We start from the raw sequence: 20,612 nt of genomic DNA, 5'->3' as shown, positions 1-20,612 counted from the left end.
CTGCTATATGCTGCGGAATGAAAAAGCACATTGTTTGCCTGGACCACCAGGCCCGTGGAGGTTTGGAGCAGCTAGCACGCTCAGGCGCCCGCGCGGCGCAAGTGGTGCGTCGCTGCCAGATATTATTGAAATCGGACTCGGGATGCACCGACGAAGAGATCGCCGAGCATGTGGGCTGCACGACGCGCAACGTCCGAGCCGTCCGAAAGCGGTTCTGCGAAGAGGGCGTCCAGCGGGCGGTGTACGATGCGCCTCGCTCGGGCCGCCCCCCAGAGTTCACCAAGCGGCAGCAGCAACAGGTAATCGCCCTGGCGTGCAGCGAGCCGCCCGAGGGACGGGCTCGCTGGACGCTGGAATTGTTGTGCGAGCACGCGGTGAAGGAAGGCTTCGTCGATTCGCTCAGCGTGACGGAGGTCTCGCTGTGGCTCAAGGAACACGACCTGAAGCCGTGGCGAAAAAAACTTGGTGCGTGCCCAAGCTGAACGACGAGTTCTGTGAGCGGATGGAGGACGTCCTCGAGCAGTACGAGAAGCCGCTCGACCCGAACGAGCCGGTCGTCTGCCTCGACGAGCAGCCCTATCAGAGGGTCGACGACGCGCGGCCGCCCGAGCCCGCGGCACCCGGCAAGATCGCGAAGCAGGACTACGAGTACCGCCGCTGCGGAACCTGCAGCGTGTTCGTGGCGGTCGAGCCGAAGGCGGGCAAGCGATTCGTTCAGGCCAAGCGTCACCGCAAGCGAGCCGACTTCGCCCGGTTCGTCCGCGACCTCTTGAAGCGCTATCCCGACGCAGAGCGGGTTCATCTGGTGATGGACAACCTCAACACGCACAACGAGAAGTCGTTGATCGAAACCTTTGGCGAGGAGGCGGCTCGGCCAATGCTGGAGCGGATTGTGTGGCATTTTACCCCCAAGCATGCCAGTTGGCTCAACATGGCCGAGATCGAAATCTCGGCCATACAGCGACAATGCCTGGGACGTCGGTTGGCTTCGCTCGACAAGGTTCAAAGCGAACTCTCCCACTGTTCACGCGACCGCAATCGGAAGAAAATCAAAATCAATTGGACCTTCCATCGAAAAGACGCCAAACGCGTCTTCCCTGAACTCTATAGGAAATGACTTCCGGGACGACGTACTAGGGAATTGTCGATACTCCATACAGAGTCTGCACCACTAACAACTGCTACACCAGTAGAATCAGAATTGGTTCCTAAAGTGGCCAATACACTGCGAGCCTGACCACCCGTCTCTATTGCGAATGCCCCGTCACCACTAACACCGATATTAAGGTCATAGCTATCCCACAAGGAGCCGACACCGGAAATGGTTGCCGATCCCCTCGAATAACGCCTCTCCCCGACATTGCCATGTAGTGCGTTGACTGCTCCTGCTGCTTCCACCATAAGTGCCCCACTACCGTTCGCACCGACAACAATGGTGCCAATGACGCTGTTCCATTGAGTACCTGCTCCACTGACAATAGCAGTACCAGTAGAGCCGTAACTGCGTCCCAGTATACCGCCGGAACTGGACATCATAATCCCATCGGTAATTACCAGACTCCCTTCTTCTTTATTGCCCACTCCTAGAGGTCCACCGTCCCACTGAACAGTCAAGGTGCCGCCAGTGCCGAAACTGTACTCTCTTGTTGTTCCGCTCGTAGAATCGAAACGAATATCGGCATCAAGAACGGCCCCAGTGGTTGCGATAATGGAGCCATCTCCATGAAGATCGTTTAGCGATGCAGAGAGCGAACCCGTGATAACTTGCCCTCCGGTTTCTACCGTGAGCGATCCGCTCCCCGCACTACCGATAGAGAGCGAACTCGTAATAACTTGCCCTCCGTTTTCGACCGTCAGCGATCCGCTCCCCGCGCTACCGATAGTTATGGAACTGCTGGTCCACAACGATTCCGCGCCCGTAACAGACACCGTACCCGAAGCCCCCGATTCTAAACCTAAACGAGCAATATTACTGCGGATTTCGCCTCCCGCTTCGACCAGCATCGATCCGTCTCCTTGGCGACCAATGGTAAGAAAACTGCGGAGATCCCATACCGACCCGGCACCAGTAATGATTGCTGATCCATCGGAGCCATGGTGGTAGCCGAGGTGTCCAGATCCATTCGCTACTACCGCTCCATTAGAAATTGTCAAGCTGCCTTGCTTCTGACTCCCCACACCCAACGTATATCCTTGCAATGCGACTGTCAGTGTACCTCCCGATCCAAATTCAAACTCCTGAGTGGAACCGCTAGTCGCGTCAATTTGTATATCAGCGTCGAGAACGGCTCCATTGGTCGCAGCAATCGTACCATCGCCATGCAGATCTTCTATCGCAGCATAGAGAGTATTGGCAACAACTTGCCCTCCGTTGTCGACAGTTAGTACTCCAGTTCCAGATCTACCAACGTAGAGATTGCTGCCAATGGTCAATTGCGAACCAGGACCTGAGATGGTTGTGTGTCCCGTCGAACCGAGAGACTCGCCTAGGGTTATGGAAAAATTGCTGGAGACCTGACCGCCATCTTCTACCAATAGTGTTCCATTGCCATACGCACCAACGCTTAAAGAGCCTGCAATCCACTGGGAATCGTTACCAGTGACAATTGCTAGGCCTGTGGAATCACGGCTGTTCCCAATCACGCTGTAGCCACTATGAACCTGCCCCCCATCTTGCACCAAAAGGGTTGCTTCATTAGACCCACCAACTTCAAGCCTTGAACTAGCGCTCCATAGAGAACCTGCTCCAGTGATGGTTGCTGCACATGAAGAGCCTGTCAAGTAACCTGAAGAAGAATCAACTTGCCCTCCCGCTTCTACAAGTAATGATCCATTACCGCCGCGACCTATCCAAAGTGCATTGGAAGTCCATTTCGATCCAGATCCAGTTACTGTTGCTGCACCATCGGATCCAGGCATATACCCAAGATAGCCTCTGTCACTAGAGATTTCGGTTCCGTCGGATATGATTACAGTTCCCTTGTCTTTGCATCCCACCCCAAACACACTACGACTAGTTTCGATGACTAAAGTACCACCAGCACCAAAGGTGGTGGTGATCACGTTTCCACTCGACGCACTAAGGTACAAGTCGGCATCAAGTACCGCTCCCTCAGTCGCGGTAATGCTACCATTTCCATGAAGGTCATCCAAAGATGCATAGAGTACTTTGGTAATTACTTGCCCTCCATCTTCAACTGTCAGGGATCCATGTCCACTACGTCCAACGTGGAGATCAGAATCGTTCGTCCACTGCGAGCCAATACCAGTGATGGTGACCACTCCGGTAGCTCCCTCCTCATTGCCAATGTTCGAAAACCAACTGGTGACCTGCCCTCCGTCTTCTACTCGAAGGCTTCCACTCCCATAAGAGCCGACCCAAAGGCCAAAGCTGTTGTCCCATCTGGAGCCGGGGCCAGTAACCGTTACCGTACCGATTGAACCTTCAGAAGATCCAATGGTACCAGAGCTATTACTAACCTCTCCCCCTGCATCGATGAGGAGAGAGCCATTACCAGAGACACCGACTGCAAGACTGTCAGTTAGCGACCATTCGGAACCAGGTTCTGTTACCACTGCCGAACCAGCAGAGCCAGGCAAGAGCCCTAGATAGCCCCTATCGCTAGAGATGGCAATGCCGTCGGATATTGATAAACTTCCATTGGATTTGTACCCCACCCCTAAGATATCGGAGCCGGTTTCGAGAAACAGCGTACCACCTGAACCAAAGCGAAACTCCTGCTTCGTTCCCGTCGAGGTGTTGAAGTCCAAGGTAGCATCAAGCAAGGCACCATCAGTCACGTTGACCGTGCCATCACCGTGCAGGTCGTCAAGCGAAGCTTGCAAACTGCGTGTGGTGACCACTCCTCCATCCTCCACGGTGAGTGCTCCAGTACCATTGCCGCCGATGGACAGTAAACTACTTATAGTCCACTGAGAGTTAGGGCCACTAACATTCACTGTGCCACTGGTGTTTATGTTTCGGCCTAAATCGCTGGCGCCACTAGTTAGTATTGCTCCCTCGACAATCTCTAAACTACCGTGGGATCTCCAGCCTAAATCTAGTCGATTACCGACCGCTATGTTGAGCAAACCACCTGAACCGAAACTTGTGATTATCTCGTTACCACTTGAAGCGTCATACCTCAAATTAGCATCAAGCAAGACGCTTGAGCTTACGTGAATGGTGCCATCGCCATAGAGGTCGTCCAAGGAAGCTTGCAATCTGCCGGTTGTAACCACCCCTCCATGTGCGACTGTCAGTGAGCCATGGCCTTGTTGACTAACTCCACTCGAACTGTGGAAGCCCGAGTTGGGTGAATTGATTGATGATTTTACAGCGCAAGCGGGCTTCCGTTTGTTGGTTTTCGAATACTCGGTTTTTGAGATGGCTCCCAAAGCTTTGTTTCACTCGGTACATGGTCGTTTCCGCCAAGCTTCTACGATGATAGCCCACTTCCTCTTTCCAACTCCTACGCCCCTTGCGTCGAATCTGACGAATTGCCTCGTCCCGGGGCAAAGGCTCCTCCGCAGAGTTGCCATGTTGTTTGATCTTGGCGTTGTGCTGCGGCGGAATCACCGGCTCAATGCCTTCGGATTCCAGCCCTTCATAAACCTTCCACTTGTCGTAACTACCGTCGCCGTGAAACTTTTTTACGGGCTGCTCCACCTGCTCCAGCATTTCGGGAACCGCATCGGCATCGTGGCAACTGTTCTCGGTCAAAATCTCCGCCACAATCTCGCGGGTGTCAGGATTCACCGACAAATGCAGCTTCCGCCATGTCCGCCGCTTCGACTTGCCATGCGTCCGCATCTTCCATTCGCCCTCGCCAAACACTTTCATGCCGGTGCTATCCACCACGATATCGATGTCGCCCCTCTTGTTAGCGATATCGAGCGAAACATTCAGCTTGCTGGCTCGCTTGGCGAGCGAAGAATAATTGGGAATCGCTGCCTCGACGCCCAACATCGCCACCAGCGAGCGGCCGAATCCCTCAGTCTGCCGATAGGGAAGTTTCAGCAGTTCGCGAATCGTCAGCAAGCACTCGATCGCCGTATCGCTGAAGACAAAAGGGCGACCGACTTTTGTCTGGTCGTTAGGATGTTCCCAGTTCTCCAACGCCTCGTCGCTAAACCAAATAGTGATGTTTCCACGCTCGATGAGCGACTTGTTATACTCCTTCCAGTTCGTGACTTTGTAGGTTCGTTTTTCTTTCGTAGCCATGTTCGATCTCCGTAAAAAAGGTACGTGGTTCCATTCCACGTTAGTTTTTACGGAGGTTTGTGACTAATTGTTCAACAAGGCCGTGAGCCATTGTCAATCTGGCCATTCCCAACCCTCAGTGAAGTCGTTATCAACTGCGAACCGACGCCGGTGATGGTTGCCGTGCCTGAGGAGGTAGGTGTCCATCCAATTTCTACGAAATCACTAACAACCTTCCCCCCTTCCTCAACCAGCAGAGCACCGCTTCCAGATTCACCTACCGAAAAACTATGAGTCGTAAAGATAGAGTCAGCCCCAGAGATCGTTACTGCTCCTGAGGATCCGGGATGAGACCCCAGAGAGCTATATTCACTGTAGAATTCTCCTCCTGAGTTTACTCGGAGCTCCCCGTCTCCATAGATTCCAACAACAAACCGCTCGGCATTGGTCCATTGAGAACCGTCCCCAGAAATGACTACTGTACCCATGGAACCAAGCTCTAAGCCGAGATAGGAATCATGCGAGAATAATTCACTCCCGCCATCGACAGCAATCGTTCCTTCTCCAACTCCGCCGATGTATGCAATATCATTGCTCCCCCACGTTGTCGGATCACTCGGATCGATATCCCCGCTCCACGTTATCTCTGCTTGCGACAGCAGTGGTATTGCGAACGATGCTAAGAGCAAAGCGACGGTTCGGAAAAGCATGGTATTAGCCCCCTGGGGTCGCACTCCTAAAAGAGGGTGCGGGCGATCGGCATTGGACCCGTTCAGTATAGTCGCAAACCATGATTGTGGGGATGCAACTGATTACCGACTTGCTACTCCTCTTTAACACGAGGAGTAGCGGGGAATGGAGTTAGACTGGTGGATTTCTGCTAGTCGTGATGTCTTGCGATGGTCAGTTCCTAGTCGCTTCTAGCAAGACCATCTGATGACAATTAAGGTTGGCCTTGTTGAACAATTAGTCACAAACCTCCGTAAAAACTAACGTGGAATGGAACCACGTACCTTTTTTACGGAGATCGAACATGGCTACGAAAGAAAAACGAACCTACAAAGTCACGAACTGGAAGGAGTATAACAAGTCGCTCATCGAGCGTGGAAACATCACTATTTGGTTTAGCGACGAGGCGTTGGAGAACTGGGAACATCCTAACGACCAGACAAAAGTCGGTCGCCCTTTTGTCTTCAGCGATACGGCGATCGAGTGCTTGCTGACGATTCGCGAACTGCTGAAACTTCCCTATCGGCAGACTGAGGGATTCGGCCGCTCGCTGGTGGCGATGTTGGGCGTCGAGGCAGCGATTCCCAATTATTCTTCGCTCGCCAAGCGAGCCAGCAAGCTGAATGTTTCGCTCGATATCGCTAACAAGAGGGGCGACATCGATATCGTGGTGGATAGCACCGGCATGAAAGTGTTTGGCGAGGGCGAATGGAAGATGCGGACGCATGGCAAGTCGAAGCGGCGGACATGGCGGAAGCTGCATTTGTCGGTGAATCCTGACACCCGCGAGATTGTGGCGGAGATTTTGACCGAGAACAGTTGCCACGATGCCGATGCGGTTCCCGAAATGCTGGAGCAGGTGGAGCAGCCCGTAAAAAAGTTTCACGGCGACGGTAGTTACGACAAGTGGAAGGTTTATGAAGGGCTGGAATCCGAAGGCATTGAGCCGGTGATTCCGCCGCAGCACAACGCCAAGATCAAACAACATGGCAACTCTGCGGAGGAGCCTTTGCCCCGGGACGAGGCAATTCGTCAGATTCGACGCAAGGGGCGTAGGAGTTGGAAAGAGGAAGTGGGCTATCATCGTAGAAGCTTGGCGGAAACGACCATGTACCGAGTGAAACAAAGCTTTGGGAGCCATCTCAAAAACCGAGTATTCGAAAACCAACAAACGGAAGCCCGCTTGCGCTGTAAAATCATCAATCAATTCACCCAACTCGGGCTTCCACAGTTCGAGTGGAGTTAGTCAACAAGGCCATTAAGGTTCCTAAACCGGTTCTCAGGCGAAGTGTGCACGGCTGGCTTGCCGCTGCCAATCCAATCGGCAGCCAAGTCCAATTCACCGATTATCCGGGCTAAAGCACTTGCAACGGCGGAAAAAGCCGGCCGTATCGTCTGATGGGGGCGATTTGTCTGCGACCGTATGGAACCACTCTCCTGGAGCGTGACACCGGCTGAAACGACTGCTAGTATTGAACTTTCCCAGCCTTGGTTCGCCCAACATTGCCAATGGCATCGCGGCATCCTTCGCCAAACGGTTGCAAGTTCTACTCCATTATTCATCCAGCACGATTGTTGACCGGAAAACTCGAATGGCAGCAGCGAATTTCAAACACTTTCTGAAGACGATTCTCGGCAAAGGTCCCGCGAGCAAACGCACCTGTCCGCTCTGCTCGTGGACTGGGAGACAATTCACCTACGGCGGCGCACAGAACAAAATTCGCTTCGATAGCAGTTGCCCGAACTGTCGGTCGCTCGAGCGCCATCGCTTGGCCTATCTGACCGCTACTTCGCAACCCGATCTCGACTACTCGCAAGTGCTGCACGTGGCTCCCGAGAAACAGATCGAGCACTTCCTGCGGAGCAAGGCGGGCGACTACCTGAGCATCGATTACTACAACAATGCGATGGCTAAAATGGATGTCACCGCACTGGAACTTGAGGACAATAGCAAGACACTCATTTGGATTTCACACGTGCTGGAACACGTGGAGCGCGACGATCTGGCCATTGCTGAAATGTTTCGTGTTCTCAAGCCCGGGGGAGTTGCTTTCGTGCAGGTGCCGATCTGGCGGGAAGAGACCTACGAGGACTTCTCGATCCAAAGCGAAGCCGACCGCCTGCGGGTGTTCTACCAGCCCGATCACGTCCGCTTGTACGGCATGGACATTGTCGATCGCTTCCACCAGGCCGGATTCTCTAGCAAGGTGATACGCGCGCAGGACTTTGGCCCTGAGAAGATCATCGAGCATCAACTTTCGTTCGCATCTACGAACGAAGTCTTCCTGTTCCGCAAGGGTTAACAGGCGATCTAACAAATGAACAGTCTTATGACGTAGATGGGGCAGGGCACGTGGCCGGCGCGCTGCCCCTTCTCGGCGGCTGACAATTGGCGACAATGGGAGTTTGCGATCCCACTATCCCCGTTACAGCCAGCTTGCACATGCCGAATATCATTCAGCCCGCCCAACCACCGGCCGACGCCCGCGTCGCGATTGTTGTCGCCGAGTGGAACAAAAACATCACCCAGAAACTGCTCGATGGGGCAGTCGGCACGCTCACCGAGCAGGGCATCGCCGACAACCAGATCGACGTCGCCTGGGTGCCAGGCGCGTGGGAGATTCCCCTCGTGGCCATGCGGCTGGCCGAGACCGGCAACTACGCAGCAGTTATCTGCCTGGGGGCGGTCATCCGCGGCGAGACCTCGCACGATCAGCACATCAACCGCGGCGTGAGCCTGGCGATGCTCGATATCGCCCTGGAATTCGACCTGCCCGTGCTATTCGGGGTGCTTACCTGCAATTCGCTCGAGCAGGCCATCCACCGCTCCGGCGGCAACGTCGGCAACAAAGGTAGCGAGTGTGCCGAGGCAGCGCTGCAGATGATTGGTCTGCTCGGGGCGCTCGACGTCGGCCTGCTCGAAGCCGGCGAGTAACGCAAAACCGGCCGATTCAAGTCCTTCTCGAATCGGCGTTGCTAGTCCATAATAGACTGTTTTCCCACGCTCCCATGCCGACGCCTAACCGCGTTGCCCCTCCGCCATGCCCTCCCGTCGTAGCCGTGCCCGCGAAGTCGCCCTGCAGATCCTGTTCGAGGACGATGTGAATCCGCGCGACACCGCCGAGGCGCTCACCAGCTTCGTGCAATCGCGGCTGAAATCGGAGAAAATGGAGGACTTTTGCCTGTCGCTGATCCTCGGCGTCCGGCGTAGACAAAGGGAAATCGACGACCAGCTGAACAACGTGGCCCAGAACTGGACCGTCGGTCGCATGGCGTCGACCGATCGCAACGTACTGCGTCTGGGAGCTTACGAGCTGCTGTACACCGAAACGCCTTATCGCGTCGTGATTAACGAGGCGGTCGAGCTGGCCAAACGGTTCGGCAACGCCAACTCGGCCCAGTTCGTCAACGGCATCCTCGACAAAGTCCGCACCGGCAAAGGCTCGGTCACCGCCAACTCGCAGCCGAGCGACAAGCCGGCCGAGTAACTCCGGCCGCCGATGGTCCGCCTTTTCGCTGCCGCCCGTCCCCTTTAGAATCGAGGGGCTCCCCGCAATATTTCCGCCCTCCAACCGCAGGCACGCCCCCATGGGTCTCTTCGATCGCATCCGCCAAGGCCTCAAGAAGACCAGCCAGGTCCTCAACACCGACGTTCGCGACCTGTTCAAGAGCGAAGGACGGCTGATCGACGAGGACTTCCTCGACGACCTGCGGGCGATCCTGTTCAAGACCGACATGGGTTACGACCCCACCGAGGAACTCGTGGCCGAGGTGGCCAAGAATATGCGGGGCCGCGTGGTACACATGACCGATGTGATTGACGTGCTGAAAACCAAGCTCAAAGAGCTGATGGCGCAGGACGAATCGCCGATTACCTACGCGGCCAGCGGCCCGACCGTGATCATGGTGTGCGGCGTGAACGGGGCGGGCAAGACCACCTCGATCGCCAAGCTCGCCTGCATGTTCAAAGGGCAGGGCAAGTCGGTCGTGCTCGGAGCGGGCGACACCTTCCGCGCGGCGGCTGTCGAGCAGCTTGGCATCTGGGCCGACCGCCTAGGCGTGGAGTGCGTGAAAGGGCCCGAGGGCTCGCACCCGGCCACGGTAGCCTACCAGGCGGTGGAATACGCCCTGAATAACAACATCGAGGTCTGCATTGTCGACACCGCAGGTCGCCTGCAAACGCAGAAGAACCTGATGAGCGAGCTGACGAAGATCCGCGACTCGATCCGCAAGCAAATCCCCGAGGCCCCGCACGAAGCCCTGCTGGTGCTCGATGCGACCACCGGGCAGAACGGCATCAGCCAGGCCAACAACTTCGCCGAAGCGGCCGGCTGCACCGGCATCGTGCTGGCCAAGCTCGACGGCACCGCCAAGGGTGGCGTCGTGGTGGCCATCCGCCAGCAGATTGGCTTGCCGGTCAAATACATCGGCTTCGGCGAGCAGCACGAGGACCTGGTGCTGTTCAATCCCGATAAGTTCGTCGACGAGATGTTCGACGAAGAACTCGGCGGCTAAGCCACTCTGGCTGGCGCAATCAATCTTGCCATCGACAGATGCCTTACTGCGCACTTCTCGCGCTCGCATGCTGCGATTCTAGGCATCTGTCTATCTTCCGCCGCATATCCGGAATCTACCGGTTATCCACCTGCCTGAAATCTCGGCCCACTCTGCCCGCAATCAGTGCACAGATCGCAGGCAGGCGTGCCTCGGCAGGGAGCGAAAGAAACTTTAGATATTTTATAACTTCTTTTACTGCAAGCACTTACAGCACATAGGGCAGGTGCCTCACGAACAACTGGCACGGTCGTTGCATTTCCGATGGATCGCTAGCAAATCAAGCTTCGAGCAGCAGGCCGGCGCGAGAGATCGTGATTCCAAGGTTGCTCGAGACCAAGACTGTCCAACGGGGACAGCGGCTCAGCAGGCTGTGGGTGGAACAGTGAATGACAGCCCGCCGAGCTTTGATTTCCTTCTGACTTATCAAAGGTGCGAATTGATGAATTGGCTCAGTTTTCAGCGAGTTGCCGGCGTGCTTATGCTCGCCAGCGTGCTTGCTCTTGTAGCTGCCCCCAGCATTAGCTGGGCGCAAGAAGGTGATGCAGAGACTCCTGCTGCCGAATCGGCCGAGACTACCGCCGACGACGCGGCCCCGGAAGATGAAGCTCCTGCAGAAGACCTTGGAGTTGGTTACGCTTTAGACAACGCCGTGTTGTTTATTGCTGCCGTGCTGGTGTTCTTCATGCAAGCCGGTTTCGCGATGGTCGAATGCGGTTTCAACTCGTCGAAGAATGCAATCAACATCTTGTTCAAGAACTCGATGGATATTTGTATCGGCGTTCTGCTGTTCTTCACAATTGGTTTCGGGATAATGTACCCATTCAATTATGCGAAGTTCACAGATCAGTTCGCTGATATGACGGATGAGCAGATTGCTGAAGTGAAGGAAGCCAACAAGTATGGAGCCTTCGGCGGCATTGGTCTGAATGATTACAAACTGGATCCCGGTCGTACATTCAGCCCTGAAACCGACTGGTTCTTCCAAGCTGTTTTTGCAGCGACGGCAGCCACGATTGTTTCGGGTGCTGTAGCTGGTCGCATGAAGGTTGGTGCTTACCTGATTTACAGTGCGATTTTGACCGCTTTTGTGTACCCCGTAAGCGGTATGTGGAAGTGGGGCGGTGGTTGGCTCGACCAAATGGGTTTTGCCGATTTCGCTGGATCGGCTGTGGTGCATGGTGTGGGTGGCTTTGCTGGTCTGGCTGGTGCCTTGGTGCTCGGCCCGCGTATCGGACGCTTTGTCGATGGCAAATCGGTTCCGGTCCCTGGTCACAACATCACACTGGCTGGCCTCGGTGTGTTCATCCTGTGGTTCGGTTGGTACGGCTTTAACCCCGGTAGCCAACTGGCCTTCCAAGGCACTGGCGATATCGACATGACCATGCACTGTGCAGTGACTACTACTCTGGCCGCTGGTGCGGGTGGTTTGGTAGCGACCCTGCTGAGCTGGGTAATGTTCGGCAAGCCCGACCTGTCGATGGGCCTCAACGGCATCCTCGGCGGTCTGGTCGGCATCACCGCCTGCTGCGACTGCATGACCGACTGGCAAGCCATGCTGGTTGGTGGCATCGCTGGTGTCCTCGTGATCCTCGGCATCATGATGCTCGACAAGCTTAAGATCGACGATCCTGTCGGTGCCTGGCCTGTTCACGGTCTCTGCGGCATGTGGGGTTGCTTGGCCATCGGTGTCTTCGGCCACGGCAGCCTTGGTGTTCAAGCCTTTAGCACTGCAGTGATCTGCGGTTGGTCCTTTGTAACCATGTTCATCTTGTTCACCATCCTCAAAGCGGCTGGCATCCTGCGAGTCACGGCTGAGGAAGAGCAAGCTGGTCTCGATATCAGTGAGCATGGCATGCAAGCCTACGGCAGCCACTAAATTGTAGTTCCTCCAAAGCTGGCCACACTGGTTCGGGTGGGTAAACCGCCTGGCCCACCCGAACCAAGGCCCGCCTTTCAAGATACAAACGCGACGCAGGCGGAACCAAACCAAGCTGGCCTTCATGACTCGGACAGGTAAACCGCCTGGCCTGTCCGAGTCAGGCCCGCCTTAAAACCGAACAACGACCAACGGGCGGTCGACCAGACCAAGCTGGCCTCCACAAGTTCGAGTGAGTTTACCGCCTGGCTCACTCGAACTGAGGCCGGGCTTAACCAAGCCAAGCTGGCCTACAAGGTTCGAACGAGTTTACCGCCTGGCTCGTTCGGACCAAGGCCCGCCTTAAAACCAAATCAACGACCGACAGGTGGTCGACCAGACCAAGCTGGCCTCCACAAGTTCGAGTGAGTTTACCGCCTGGCTCACTCGAACTGAGGCCGGGCTTAACCAAGCCAAGCTGGCCTACAAGGTTCGAACGAGTTTACCGCCTGGCTCGTTCGGACCAAGGCCCGCTTTAAAACGAATCAACGACCGACAGGCGGTCAACCAGACCAAGCTGGCCTCCACAAGTTCGAGTGAGTTTACCGCCTGGCTCACTCGAACTGAGGCCGGGCTTTAACAAGCCAAGCTGGCCTACAAGGTTCGAACGAGTTTACCGCCTGACTCGTTCGAACCAAGGCCCGCCTTAAAACGAATCAACGACCGACAGGTGGTCGACCAGACCAAGCTGGCCTCCACAAGTTCGAGTGAGTTTACCGCCTGGCTCACTCGAACTGAGGCCGGGCTTTAGCAAGCCAAGCTGGCCTACACGACTCGGACAGGTACACCGCCTGGCCTGTCCGAGTCAGGGCCGGACTTAACACAAGACAACGACACAACGACCTCGGGTGGTCACCTAGACCAAGCTGGCCTCATTGGTTCGGACGGGTAAACCGCCTGGCCCGTCCGAACCAAGGCCCGCCTTCGCAACTTCGATACACAACTTTTGGCGACCACAGCCAAACCAAGCTGGCCTCATTGGTTCGAACGGGTAAACCGCCTGGCCCGTTCGAACCAAGGCCCGCCTTAGACGAATCAAGCTGGATGGAGCGACGTGAACCAAGCTGGCCTCCACCGATTCGGGCAGGTACACCGCCTGGCCTGCCCGAATCTGAGGCCTGAAATCGGCCGGAACAGTGAAGAGGCAACTTAACCAAACCAAGCTGGCCTCTACGACTCGGACAGGTAAACCGCCTGGCCTGTCCGAGTCAGGGCCGGGCTTAACCCAGCCAAGCTGGCCTACAAGGTTCGAACGAGTTTACCGCCTGGCTCGTTCGAACCAAGGCCCGCTTTAAAACGAATCAACGACCGGCGGGCGTGAGACAAACCAAGCTGGCTCCATCGGATCAGGTGAGTAAACCGCCTGGCTCACCTGATCCGGAGCTGTGCCACCCAGCCAAGCTGGCCTACAAGGTCCGAACGAGTTTACCGCCTGGCTCGTTCGGACCAAGGCCCGCCTTAAACAATTCAACGACCGACAGGTGGTCGACCAGACCAAGCTGGCCTTATCAGCCCGGACAGGTAAACCGCCTGGCCTGCCCGGGCTGATGGGCTTTTATATACCGTGGAGAATCAACGCTCACTAGCAGGCCCACACCGAACCCGGACAGGTAAACCGCCTGGCCTGTCCGGGTTCGGGGGCTGTTTCTCCCAGCTTCGCACTGTTTGGGAGTATTTCGCCGACCGCTTGCAGTTTACGAGATACTCAACCGCCGAGATTCCCATCGCTGGTGCAACTCACGCCAACAGTCACTCCTACACAACGGCAAACATTGGCCTTCGTCGCTCGCGGAAAGGGTTACCGCCTGACCTTTCCGCGAGCGAACGGCCTGCCTCGCGAAGGGGACTTTCCCATTGTTGCCGCTCTCGATCACTCTCATCGCTTATTACGGTTGGGCGTTGCTCGCCAACCAGTCGCCCGCGACTTGTCCCGCGATTGCGACGAAGCTTCCCAGAAGGACGCCCCGTAAGGCTTGGGGGGTTTCACCGCCTGAACCGCCCAAGCTGGGGTGTCTTTTTATCTCCCCCTCGTCCATGAGCGATCGCTACACCTAAGGGGCACCACCCCCGAGCAAGCTCAAACCGATCGCTGTCAGCAGGAGCGATAGCAGGAACATCACCCCGCCAAGCGCCATGCTGAGCAGCAAGTTCGCCAAGAAGAACTGCACGGCAAAGCGAAACACGGTGCCGAATGACAATCGGACATCGACGATCCGCACGTTCTCCAATTTCACATCGCGGACATTGGTTACCACTGCTTGCGGTGGTTCAAATGCATTGGTCTCCACCGGCTCTTCTGGTGGATCAACCGTTGGTGGAGCAGCCGCTACTGGCGGAGCCGCCGCGGCTACAGGCGGGGCGCTAGCCGGCGCTGGGGGGGCAGGGGGCGGCGATGCTGGCTTGCCCTTGGGTGGCTTGGTAACGATCTGCGGCACTTCTTCCACCGACGGCTCCTGCGTCGATGGCTTCACCACCGGCGGGGGCTCTTCCGCCGATTCCGCGGCCACCACTACTGGCTGCCCACACCTCGGGCAGGGGAGCGTTGCTCCGAGGTGAGTCTCGGGGGCCTTGATCGAAGCACGACAATGCGGGCAGTGAAACTTGATAGGCATAGCGGTACGTCCCTGGTGCAATGAAAACCCAAACCTCTATTAAGCTAGCAGCCGGGCTGGATGTCAAATCGGGCGCCGGGTGTCCAGCTGGCGGCTCAAGAGCGTCACCCCCCAGGCCTTCAATTGTCCATTTTTCCCTTGAAAATGGACACCTATCGTGGTCCAATGGGGACTAAAACTATACACCTGAACACACTCCTCTTACTCTCCCATCGCCAACCTGTCGCTTGCTCTGGCCATCCCACTCATTCGTTTGGCCGGCGATTATGCCCCCACCTGCAGTGGGGGTGGGGCGAAATCATCTGGAGCCCACCGATGCCAGCAGCCAAAACCTCTAAAAACACCGAGCAAAACGCCCCTCGAGCAGTGAGGCCCCAAGAGGGTTTTGCCCCCACGAATCGATTCTGGCGTTTTGGGGGCAATAGATCAGCGCAGGCAAAAACTACTCTCGAAATCTTTGGGAGGTTGTTGCTAAGGTCGTCCACTTTGCCAGCCGATAAATTCACCACAGGCGTTAAGCCCTCCCTCGTCTACGCATTTACCCATCGGCAGTGCTTCGATAGCACTCGCCCCCTTATCCGGAGCAGACACGATGAATATGAAGCCCAAACTGCGTCCCATGTGGCAACGCTTGCCGATCATGGGTGGCCTGGCCGGCCTGTGTGCGTGGAAAGCACTCGGACTCCCGCGCGGCGTCTTGCCACGCGACTTCAAGAGCATCGTTCGCAACTGGGACTACGAGATGTTCTCGATGATCCTCAAATCGCGGGTGCTCAAGGCGTTTATCGATCAGCCTTGCTACTTCCAGATGCCGAAACATATCGAGCCCAAGGCCGAGGTGGCTCCGGAGTACCGCCTGAGTCACGATCAGCTCAAGTCGTTCTACACCAACGGCTACCTGGGTCCATTCGATGCGTTCACGCCCGAGCAGATGCTGAGCTTCAAGCAGGATCTGCTAGCGATCGAGAACACCAACAGCGAGACCTACGGGTTCAAGACTCCTCGGGATCGACATTTCGAGATGCCGAGAATGTGGAACTATCTGAAGCACCCGGCGATTACCGAGCGATGCGCTCAGATCCTGGGACCAGATCTGTTGACTTGGCGGTCGCAGATTTTCTATAAGGGCCCCGGTTCCCCGACGATCCAATGGCACCAAGCTAGCACGTTCATGGTAGAAGACTACCAGGACCCGGCGATTTTCCCGCCGAACCTGAGCGACATTTTCCAGCTGACCGTCTGGGTAGCCGTAGACAATACGCACCACGACAACGGTTGCTTGCGGTTCATGCCGGGCACGCACAACTCGATTCGCCCGATCAAGTTCGGCGGCAACGAAGGATTTTACGAGGCTGATTTTAGCTTGGAATACACCCCAGAAGAGGAAGCCCGCTCGGTGGAGGTACCGGTGAAACCAGGTCAGTTCATGATCTTCACCGAACGCTGCATCCACGGATCGGGCCCGAACACCACCGATAAGCATCGCCTGGCGTTCAACATGCGGGTGATTCCGACGAGCGTACCGGTTTACACCGATAAGAAGTATTACCGCAGCGTTTACAACGGCGGTAAGTACCACCTCGACAAGTGGGGCGTTGCCTTGCTGCGAGGCGAAGACAACTACCGACTCAGCCGCACGATTCCGGCCCACGAGCTGGAACGCGACGGCGCAGTAACCGAGGTACTGCGTCCCGCGGCTTAACCCTGGCTATCGTCTACCGGCGATGGCGAGGTTGCCTACGAGCTAACCCTTGCTGGAGCGCCTGGCGTTATGAAAATCCTGAAAGGCAAACGTGCACTCGTTACCGGCGCGGCTTCCGGCATTGGCCGGGAGCTGGCGCTGCGACTTGCCGATCAGGGGATGCACTTACTGCTGGCCGATCGCGATGAACCTGGCATGGCCGAGACCGCCAGGATCGCTGCCGACGCGGGAGTGAGTATCGCGACTCAGCAGTACGATGCATCGATCACCGAGTCGGTCTCGGCCCTCGCCCGAGCGGCCGAGCACCTGCCCGGCGGTGTCGACCTGCTAGTCAACAACGCGGGGATCGCCTACTACGGTCCGACCGATCGGATGAGCCTCGAGCATTTCGATCGGGTGATTTCGATCAACATGCTGTCCCATATTCGGCTGACGCAAGAGTTGCTGCCGATGCTACTTTCGCGTCCTGATACGCACATTTTGAACGTGTGCAGCATTATGGGATTGGTCGGCCTGCCAAAGGTGTGCGCCTACAACGCGGCGAAGTTCGGCCTGGTCGGCTATACCGAATCGCTACGCAGCGAATACGGCCCGCAAGGCCTCGGTGTCACCGCGCTGTGCCCCGGTTTGGTGCGGACCAACCTGTTTGATACCGCGCTGTCGAAGACGGTGCAGGATCATAAGAATCCACCGCGTTGGACGACCACCACCGCCGAGCAAGTCGCCAAGGCAGCGATTAAAGGCATCCGCCGCAATCGTCGCGTCGTGGTGGTCGAACCGATCGCCAAGACGCTCTGCGTGCTGAAGCGGTTTGCTCCTGGACTGGTCGACTTTGCTTTGCACATTGGCCGCAAACGAAAAGAAGCCAAACGCCTGGCCTACTGGGCCGCGCGACAAACTCCCCCACCCATTAGCAACGACGAAGAAACTCGCGAAGCCGCCTGACGAGCCTCGCTAAAGATTGCTGCTCTCCGCCACCTGCTCCATCACTTCCACCATACTGGGCTCAAACGCGACAAACAGGACTTCATCAACCGAATCATTCTTCGCGAGAAACTTCTCCGTCTCGCGGCGAGCAATCTCGGCAGCTTGCTGTGGAGGAAAACGATAGACGCCGCAACTGATTGCCGGAAAAGCGACCGACCGAATGTCGTGCTCAAATGCCAGACTCAAACAACTTTGATAGCACTTCGCCAATTTACCCGCCTCGCCTTGCTGCCCACCGTGCCACACGGGACCGACCGTGTGGATCACCCAATTTGCGGGCAGATTGAAACCGGGAGTAATCCGGGCCTCGCCAGTGGGGCAGCGGACCTCCGGCGCCACGGTCGGCACCTGCTCGCACGCTGCAAGCAGCTTAGGCCCGGCCGCCTGGTGGATCGCGCCGTCGACACCGCCGCCGCCGAGCATCCGCTCATTGGCGGCGTTCACAACCGCGTCGACTTTAAGAGTAGTAATATCGCCTTTAACAATACGTATGCGTTGCATGGGAACACCTTGGGTGTTGGTCACGCACAGGGTGTGACTTGCCAATCGCGAGAGACAGTCAAACAGCGAAAGGTCGACGACCAGCCGAGCGGCAGGTGGCCGAATTCGCAGCAATCACGGCACCCACGTGCGAGTGACCGTGCCGCCGAGGATGGGGCGATAACGAGTGGTGGTCACCGTCGGTACCGGCGACGCGTAGGTCGGCACCACCGGGCGTGCGACGACGGCCGGCTGGGGAGCGACGTAAGCAGGTCGCTGAACCGTTCTTACGACTGGAGAAAACGGTCGGAGCACCGGACGGTAGACCGTGGTTTGGGTATAAGTTGCGGGAACCACCACCGCTGGAGCGGGGTAGTACACCGAATGAGCGACCACCTGAGCCTGCGAAGCACTAGCAGCCCACAACGATCCCAGCAGCAAAACCGCAACACAAATAAACGCACGCATCATCAAACTCCTACTCTTATGGATTGGAAACTGGGATTTCGCAATTCATCGCGGAACATCGGATGCCGTCGTGGTACATCCCTTCGAGGTATTATTGCCCGCAGCTGCCATGAAACAACCTACGATTTACCCATTACTACTGAAATCGCCCCTTCGTGCGACGAACTCCCGTACTCCATCTAGGGTCGTTTTGATACATTTAGTTGCGAACCGCACGGAAGAAGCGGTCCCCGAATCACCCAGGCGTCTGCCCGTCAGGAAAACCTCCCCATGCCCGCCAGCCCCTCCGACGAATCCACCCCTCGCACCTCGCGGAATTTCATTCAGCAGATTATCGATGCCGATCGCGCCCGCAATCCGGATACCGTGGTCCATACACGGTTCCCTCCCGAGCCAAACGGCTATTTGCATATCGGCCATGCGAAAAGCATCTGCCTGAACTTCGGCCTGTCGCAGGAATACAACGGCAAGTTCAACCTGCGGTTCGACGACACAAATCCCACGAAGGAAGAGCAGGAATACGTCGACTCGATCATCGACGATGTGCGCTGGCTGGGCGGCGAGTGGGAAGATCGTTTGTTCTTCGCTTCGGACTACTTCGACCAGCTTTATGAATGGGCGGTTCAGCTCGTGAAAGCCGGCAAGGCCTACGTCTGCGACTTGAACGCGGAAGAAATGCGCGAGTATCGCGGCACCCTCACCGAGCCTGGCAAGAACAGTCCTTACCGCGAACGAACCGTGGAAGAGAATCTCGATCTGTTCCAGCGGATGAAGGCCGGGGAGTTCGAAGATGGCTCGCGGACGCTCCGCGCAAAGATCGACATGGCTTCGCCCAACCTGAACCTTCGCGACCCCGTGATGTATCGGGTGAAGCATGCCCACCATCATCGCACCGGCGACAAGTGGTGCATTTATCCTTCGTACGACTACACCCACGGACAGAGCGATTCGATCGAAGGCATTACCCATTCGATTTGCACGCTCGAGTTCGAGAACCATCGCCCGCTGTACGATTGGTTCCTCGAGAAACTCGACGTGCATCGCCCGCGTCAAATTGAGTTCGCTCGGCTGAACCTGAGCTACGCGGTGATGAGCAAGCGGAAGCTGCTGCAGCTTGTGCAGGAGAAGCATGTCGCCGGCTGGGACGATCCTCGCATGCTCACCATTCGCGGGCTGCGCCGCCGGGGGTACACCCCCGAGGCGATGCGGGCGTTCTGCGAACGCATCGGCGTGGCCAAGTTCAACAGCACCATCGATATGGCTTGGCTCGAGGATGCCATTCGGGAGGACCTGAACGAGCGGGCACCGCGCCGCATGGCAGTGCTACGCCCGTTGCGAGTAGTGCTCACCAATGTGCAGCCTTCGAGTTCGCACACCTGCCACTTGGCAAACCATCCACAAAAGCCCGACTTTGGCACTCGCGATGTGACCATGAGTCGCGAGATCTTCATCGAAGCCGACGACTTCATGGAAGACGCTCCGAAGAAGTTTTTCCGCCTGAAGCCGGGCGGGGCGGTTCGCTTGCGTGGCGCAGGCATTGCGGTATGCGACGAAGTCGTTAAAGACGCTGATGGTAACGCGGTCGAGCTTAAGTGCTCGTTTAATCCCGACACGACCGCCACGCACGATGGCAAAAAGGTGAAGGGCACCATCCATTGGGTCGACGCGGGCGAGGCCATCGAGGCCCAGGTGCGACTGTACGATCACCTGTTCGCGGTCGAGAGCCCCGACGATGCTCCGGAAGGTGGCACGTTCCTCGACAACCTGAATCCTAACTCGCTAGAGATCGTCACCGCCAAGGTGGAACCGGCGCTGGCCGAGGCCTCGGCGGGCGAGTCGTTCCAGTTCGAGCGTTTGGGTTACTTCGTGGTCGACTCGGTCGACTCGCTCCCCAACAAGCCGGTGTTTAACCGCACGGTTACGCTTCGCGACACCTGGGGCAAAGCCAAAAACAAATAG

At 56.8% G+C, this 20,612-nt stretch carries 17 protein-coding genes; 11 read left to right on the top strand and 6 right to left on the bottom strand.

The annotated features are described in order from the left end of the window. Nucleotides 1-17: 17 nt before the first annotated feature. Entirely contained in the window at nucleotides 18-482 is a 465-nt protein-coding gene (locus Pan181_RS12510) for a helix-turn-helix domain-containing protein (RefSeq protein ID WP_145244956.1), read from the top strand. After that, nucleotides 470-1,117 carry an IS630 family transposase gene (locus Pan181_RS12505; RefSeq protein ID WP_145244957.1) on the top strand — a complete coding sequence of 216 codons (648 nt, stop codon included), beginning with the start codon at nucleotides 470-472 and terminating at the stop codon, nucleotides 1,115-1,117. Before Pan181_RS12510 ends, Pan181_RS12505 begins: the two co-directional genes overlap by 13 nt. Here the strand turns inward: Pan181_RS12505 and Pan181_RS12500 are convergent. The 3 genes from Pan181_RS12500 to Pan181_RS12490 all read right to left on the bottom strand — a co-directional run bounded on the left by Pan181_RS12500 (nucleotide 1,105) and on the right by Pan181_RS12490 (nucleotide 5,913). Next, nucleotides 1,105-4,212, bottom strand: coding sequence for a hypothetical protein (locus Pan181_RS12500; RefSeq protein ID WP_197529212.1), 3,108 nt, complete (start codon nucleotides 4,210-4,212; stop codon nucleotides 1,105-1,107). The genes Pan181_RS12505 and Pan181_RS12500 overlap by 13 nt on opposite strands. Before the next feature lie 70 nt (nucleotides 4,213-4,282). Beyond that, nucleotides 4,283-5,224, bottom strand: coding sequence for an IS5 family transposase (locus Pan181_RS12495; protein WP_145244898.1), 942 nt, complete (start codon nucleotides 5,222-5,224; stop codon nucleotides 4,283-4,285). A gap of 71 nt (nucleotides 5,225-5,295) precedes the next feature. Further along, the gene (locus Pan181_RS12490; RefSeq protein WP_145247149.1) at nucleotides 5,296-5,913 is read right to left on the bottom strand and encodes a hypothetical protein; all 618 of its coding nucleotides are present in this window, start codon (nucleotides 5,911-5,913) and stop codon (nucleotides 5,296-5,298) included. 323 nt (nucleotides 5,914-6,236) lie between these two features. Here Pan181_RS12490 and Pan181_RS12485 point away from each other — a divergent pair, with 323 nt between their 5' ends. The 6 genes from Pan181_RS12485 (at nucleotide 6,237) to Pan181_RS12460 (ending at nucleotide 12,365) form a co-directional block, all read left to right on the top strand. Continuing rightward, on the top strand, nucleotides 6,237-7,178 hold the full coding sequence (locus Pan181_RS12485) for an IS5 family transposase (RefSeq protein WP_145244898.1): 942 nt from the start codon (nucleotides 6,237-6,239) through the stop codon (nucleotides 7,176-7,178). A 346-nt stretch (nucleotides 7,179-7,524) separates the two neighbouring features. Continuing rightward, the gene (locus Pan181_RS12480; protein ID WP_145247148.1) at nucleotides 7,525-8,235 is read left to right on the top strand and encodes a class I SAM-dependent methyltransferase; all 711 of its coding nucleotides are present in this window, start codon (nucleotides 7,525-7,527) and stop codon (nucleotides 8,233-8,235) included. A gap of 140 nt (nucleotides 8,236-8,375) precedes the next feature. Continuing rightward, nucleotides 8,376-8,867, top strand: a complete 492-nt coding sequence (gene ribH / locus Pan181_RS12475; protein ID WP_145247147.1) for a 6,7-dimethyl-8-ribityllumazine synthase — start codon at nucleotides 8,376-8,378, stop codon at nucleotides 8,865-8,867. Between the two features lie 106 nt (nucleotides 8,868-8,973). Beyond that, nucleotides 8,974-9,420 (top strand): transcription antitermination factor NusB, encoded by a 447-nt coding sequence (gene nusB / locus Pan181_RS12470; RefSeq protein WP_145247146.1) that lies wholly within the window; start codon nucleotides 8,974-8,976, stop codon nucleotides 9,418-9,420. Between the two features lie 100 nt (nucleotides 9,421-9,520). Then, nucleotides 9,521-10,447 carry a signal recognition particle-docking protein FtsY gene (gene ftsY, locus Pan181_RS12465; protein ID WP_145247145.1) on the top strand — a complete coding sequence of 309 codons (927 nt, stop codon included), beginning with the start codon at nucleotides 9,521-9,523 and terminating at the stop codon, nucleotides 10,445-10,447. A 481-nt stretch (nucleotides 10,448-10,928) separates the two neighbouring features. Further along, nucleotides 10,929-12,365 carry an ammonium transporter gene (locus Pan181_RS12460; RefSeq protein WP_231943829.1) on the top strand — a complete coding sequence of 479 codons (1,437 nt, stop codon included), beginning with the start codon at nucleotides 10,929-10,931 and terminating at the stop codon, nucleotides 12,363-12,365. 2,090 nt (nucleotides 12,366-14,455) lie between these two features. On the opposite strand, the gene Pan181_RS12455 is transcribed toward Pan181_RS12460, so the two are convergent. Then, nucleotides 14,456-15,016: a hypothetical protein gene (locus tag Pan181_RS12455; protein WP_145247144.1), complete on the bottom strand. Its 561-nt coding sequence runs from the start codon at nucleotides 15,014-15,016 to the stop codon at nucleotides 14,456-14,458. 592 nt (nucleotides 15,017-15,608) lie between these two features. On the opposite strand from Pan181_RS12455, the gene Pan181_RS12450 reads away from it, so the two are divergent. Together Pan181_RS12450 and Pan181_RS12445 are read left to right on the top strand one after the other, a co-directional pair. Next, on the top strand, nucleotides 15,609-16,718 hold the full coding sequence (locus Pan181_RS12450; protein ID WP_145247143.1) for a phytanoyl-CoA dioxygenase family protein: 1,110 nt from the start codon (nucleotides 15,609-15,611) through the stop codon (nucleotides 16,716-16,718). A 69-nt stretch (nucleotides 16,719-16,787) separates the two neighbouring features. Then, on the top strand, nucleotides 16,788-17,663 hold the full coding sequence (locus Pan181_RS12445) for an SDR family NAD(P)-dependent oxidoreductase (RefSeq protein ID WP_145247142.1): 876 nt from the start codon (nucleotides 16,788-16,790) through the stop codon (nucleotides 17,661-17,663). A 9-nt stretch (nucleotides 17,664-17,672) separates the two neighbouring features. Here the strand turns inward: Pan181_RS12445 and Pan181_RS12440 are convergent, their stop codons facing one another. Both Pan181_RS12440 and Pan181_RS12435 read right to left on the bottom strand, forming a co-directional pair. Beyond that, nucleotides 17,673-18,206, bottom strand: a complete 534-nt coding sequence (locus tag Pan181_RS12440) for an O-acetyl-ADP-ribose deacetylase (protein WP_145247141.1) — start codon at nucleotides 18,204-18,206, stop codon at nucleotides 17,673-17,675. 114 nt (nucleotides 18,207-18,320) lie between these two features. Beyond that, a complete protein-coding gene (locus Pan181_RS12435; protein WP_145247140.1) occupies nucleotides 18,321-18,656 on the bottom strand; it encodes a hypothetical protein in 336 nt (111 codons plus the stop codon). 267 nt (nucleotides 18,657-18,923) lie between these two features. Here Pan181_RS12435 and Pan181_RS12430 point away from each other — a divergent pair, with 267 nt between their 5' ends. Then, nucleotides 18,924-20,612, top strand: a complete 1,689-nt coding sequence (locus Pan181_RS12430; RefSeq protein ID WP_145247139.1) for a glutamine--tRNA ligase/YqeY domain fusion protein — start codon at nucleotides 18,924-18,926, stop codon at nucleotides 20,610-20,612.

The sequence above is a fragment of the Aeoliella mucimassa genome, assembly GCF_007748035.1.
Classification (GTDB): domain Bacteria; phylum Planctomycetota; class Planctomycetia; order Pirellulales; family Lacipirellulaceae; genus Aeoliella; species Aeoliella mucimassa.
Note: the sequence above shows the minus strand (reverse complement) of the source record. Positions and strands in the feature narration are given on the sequence as shown.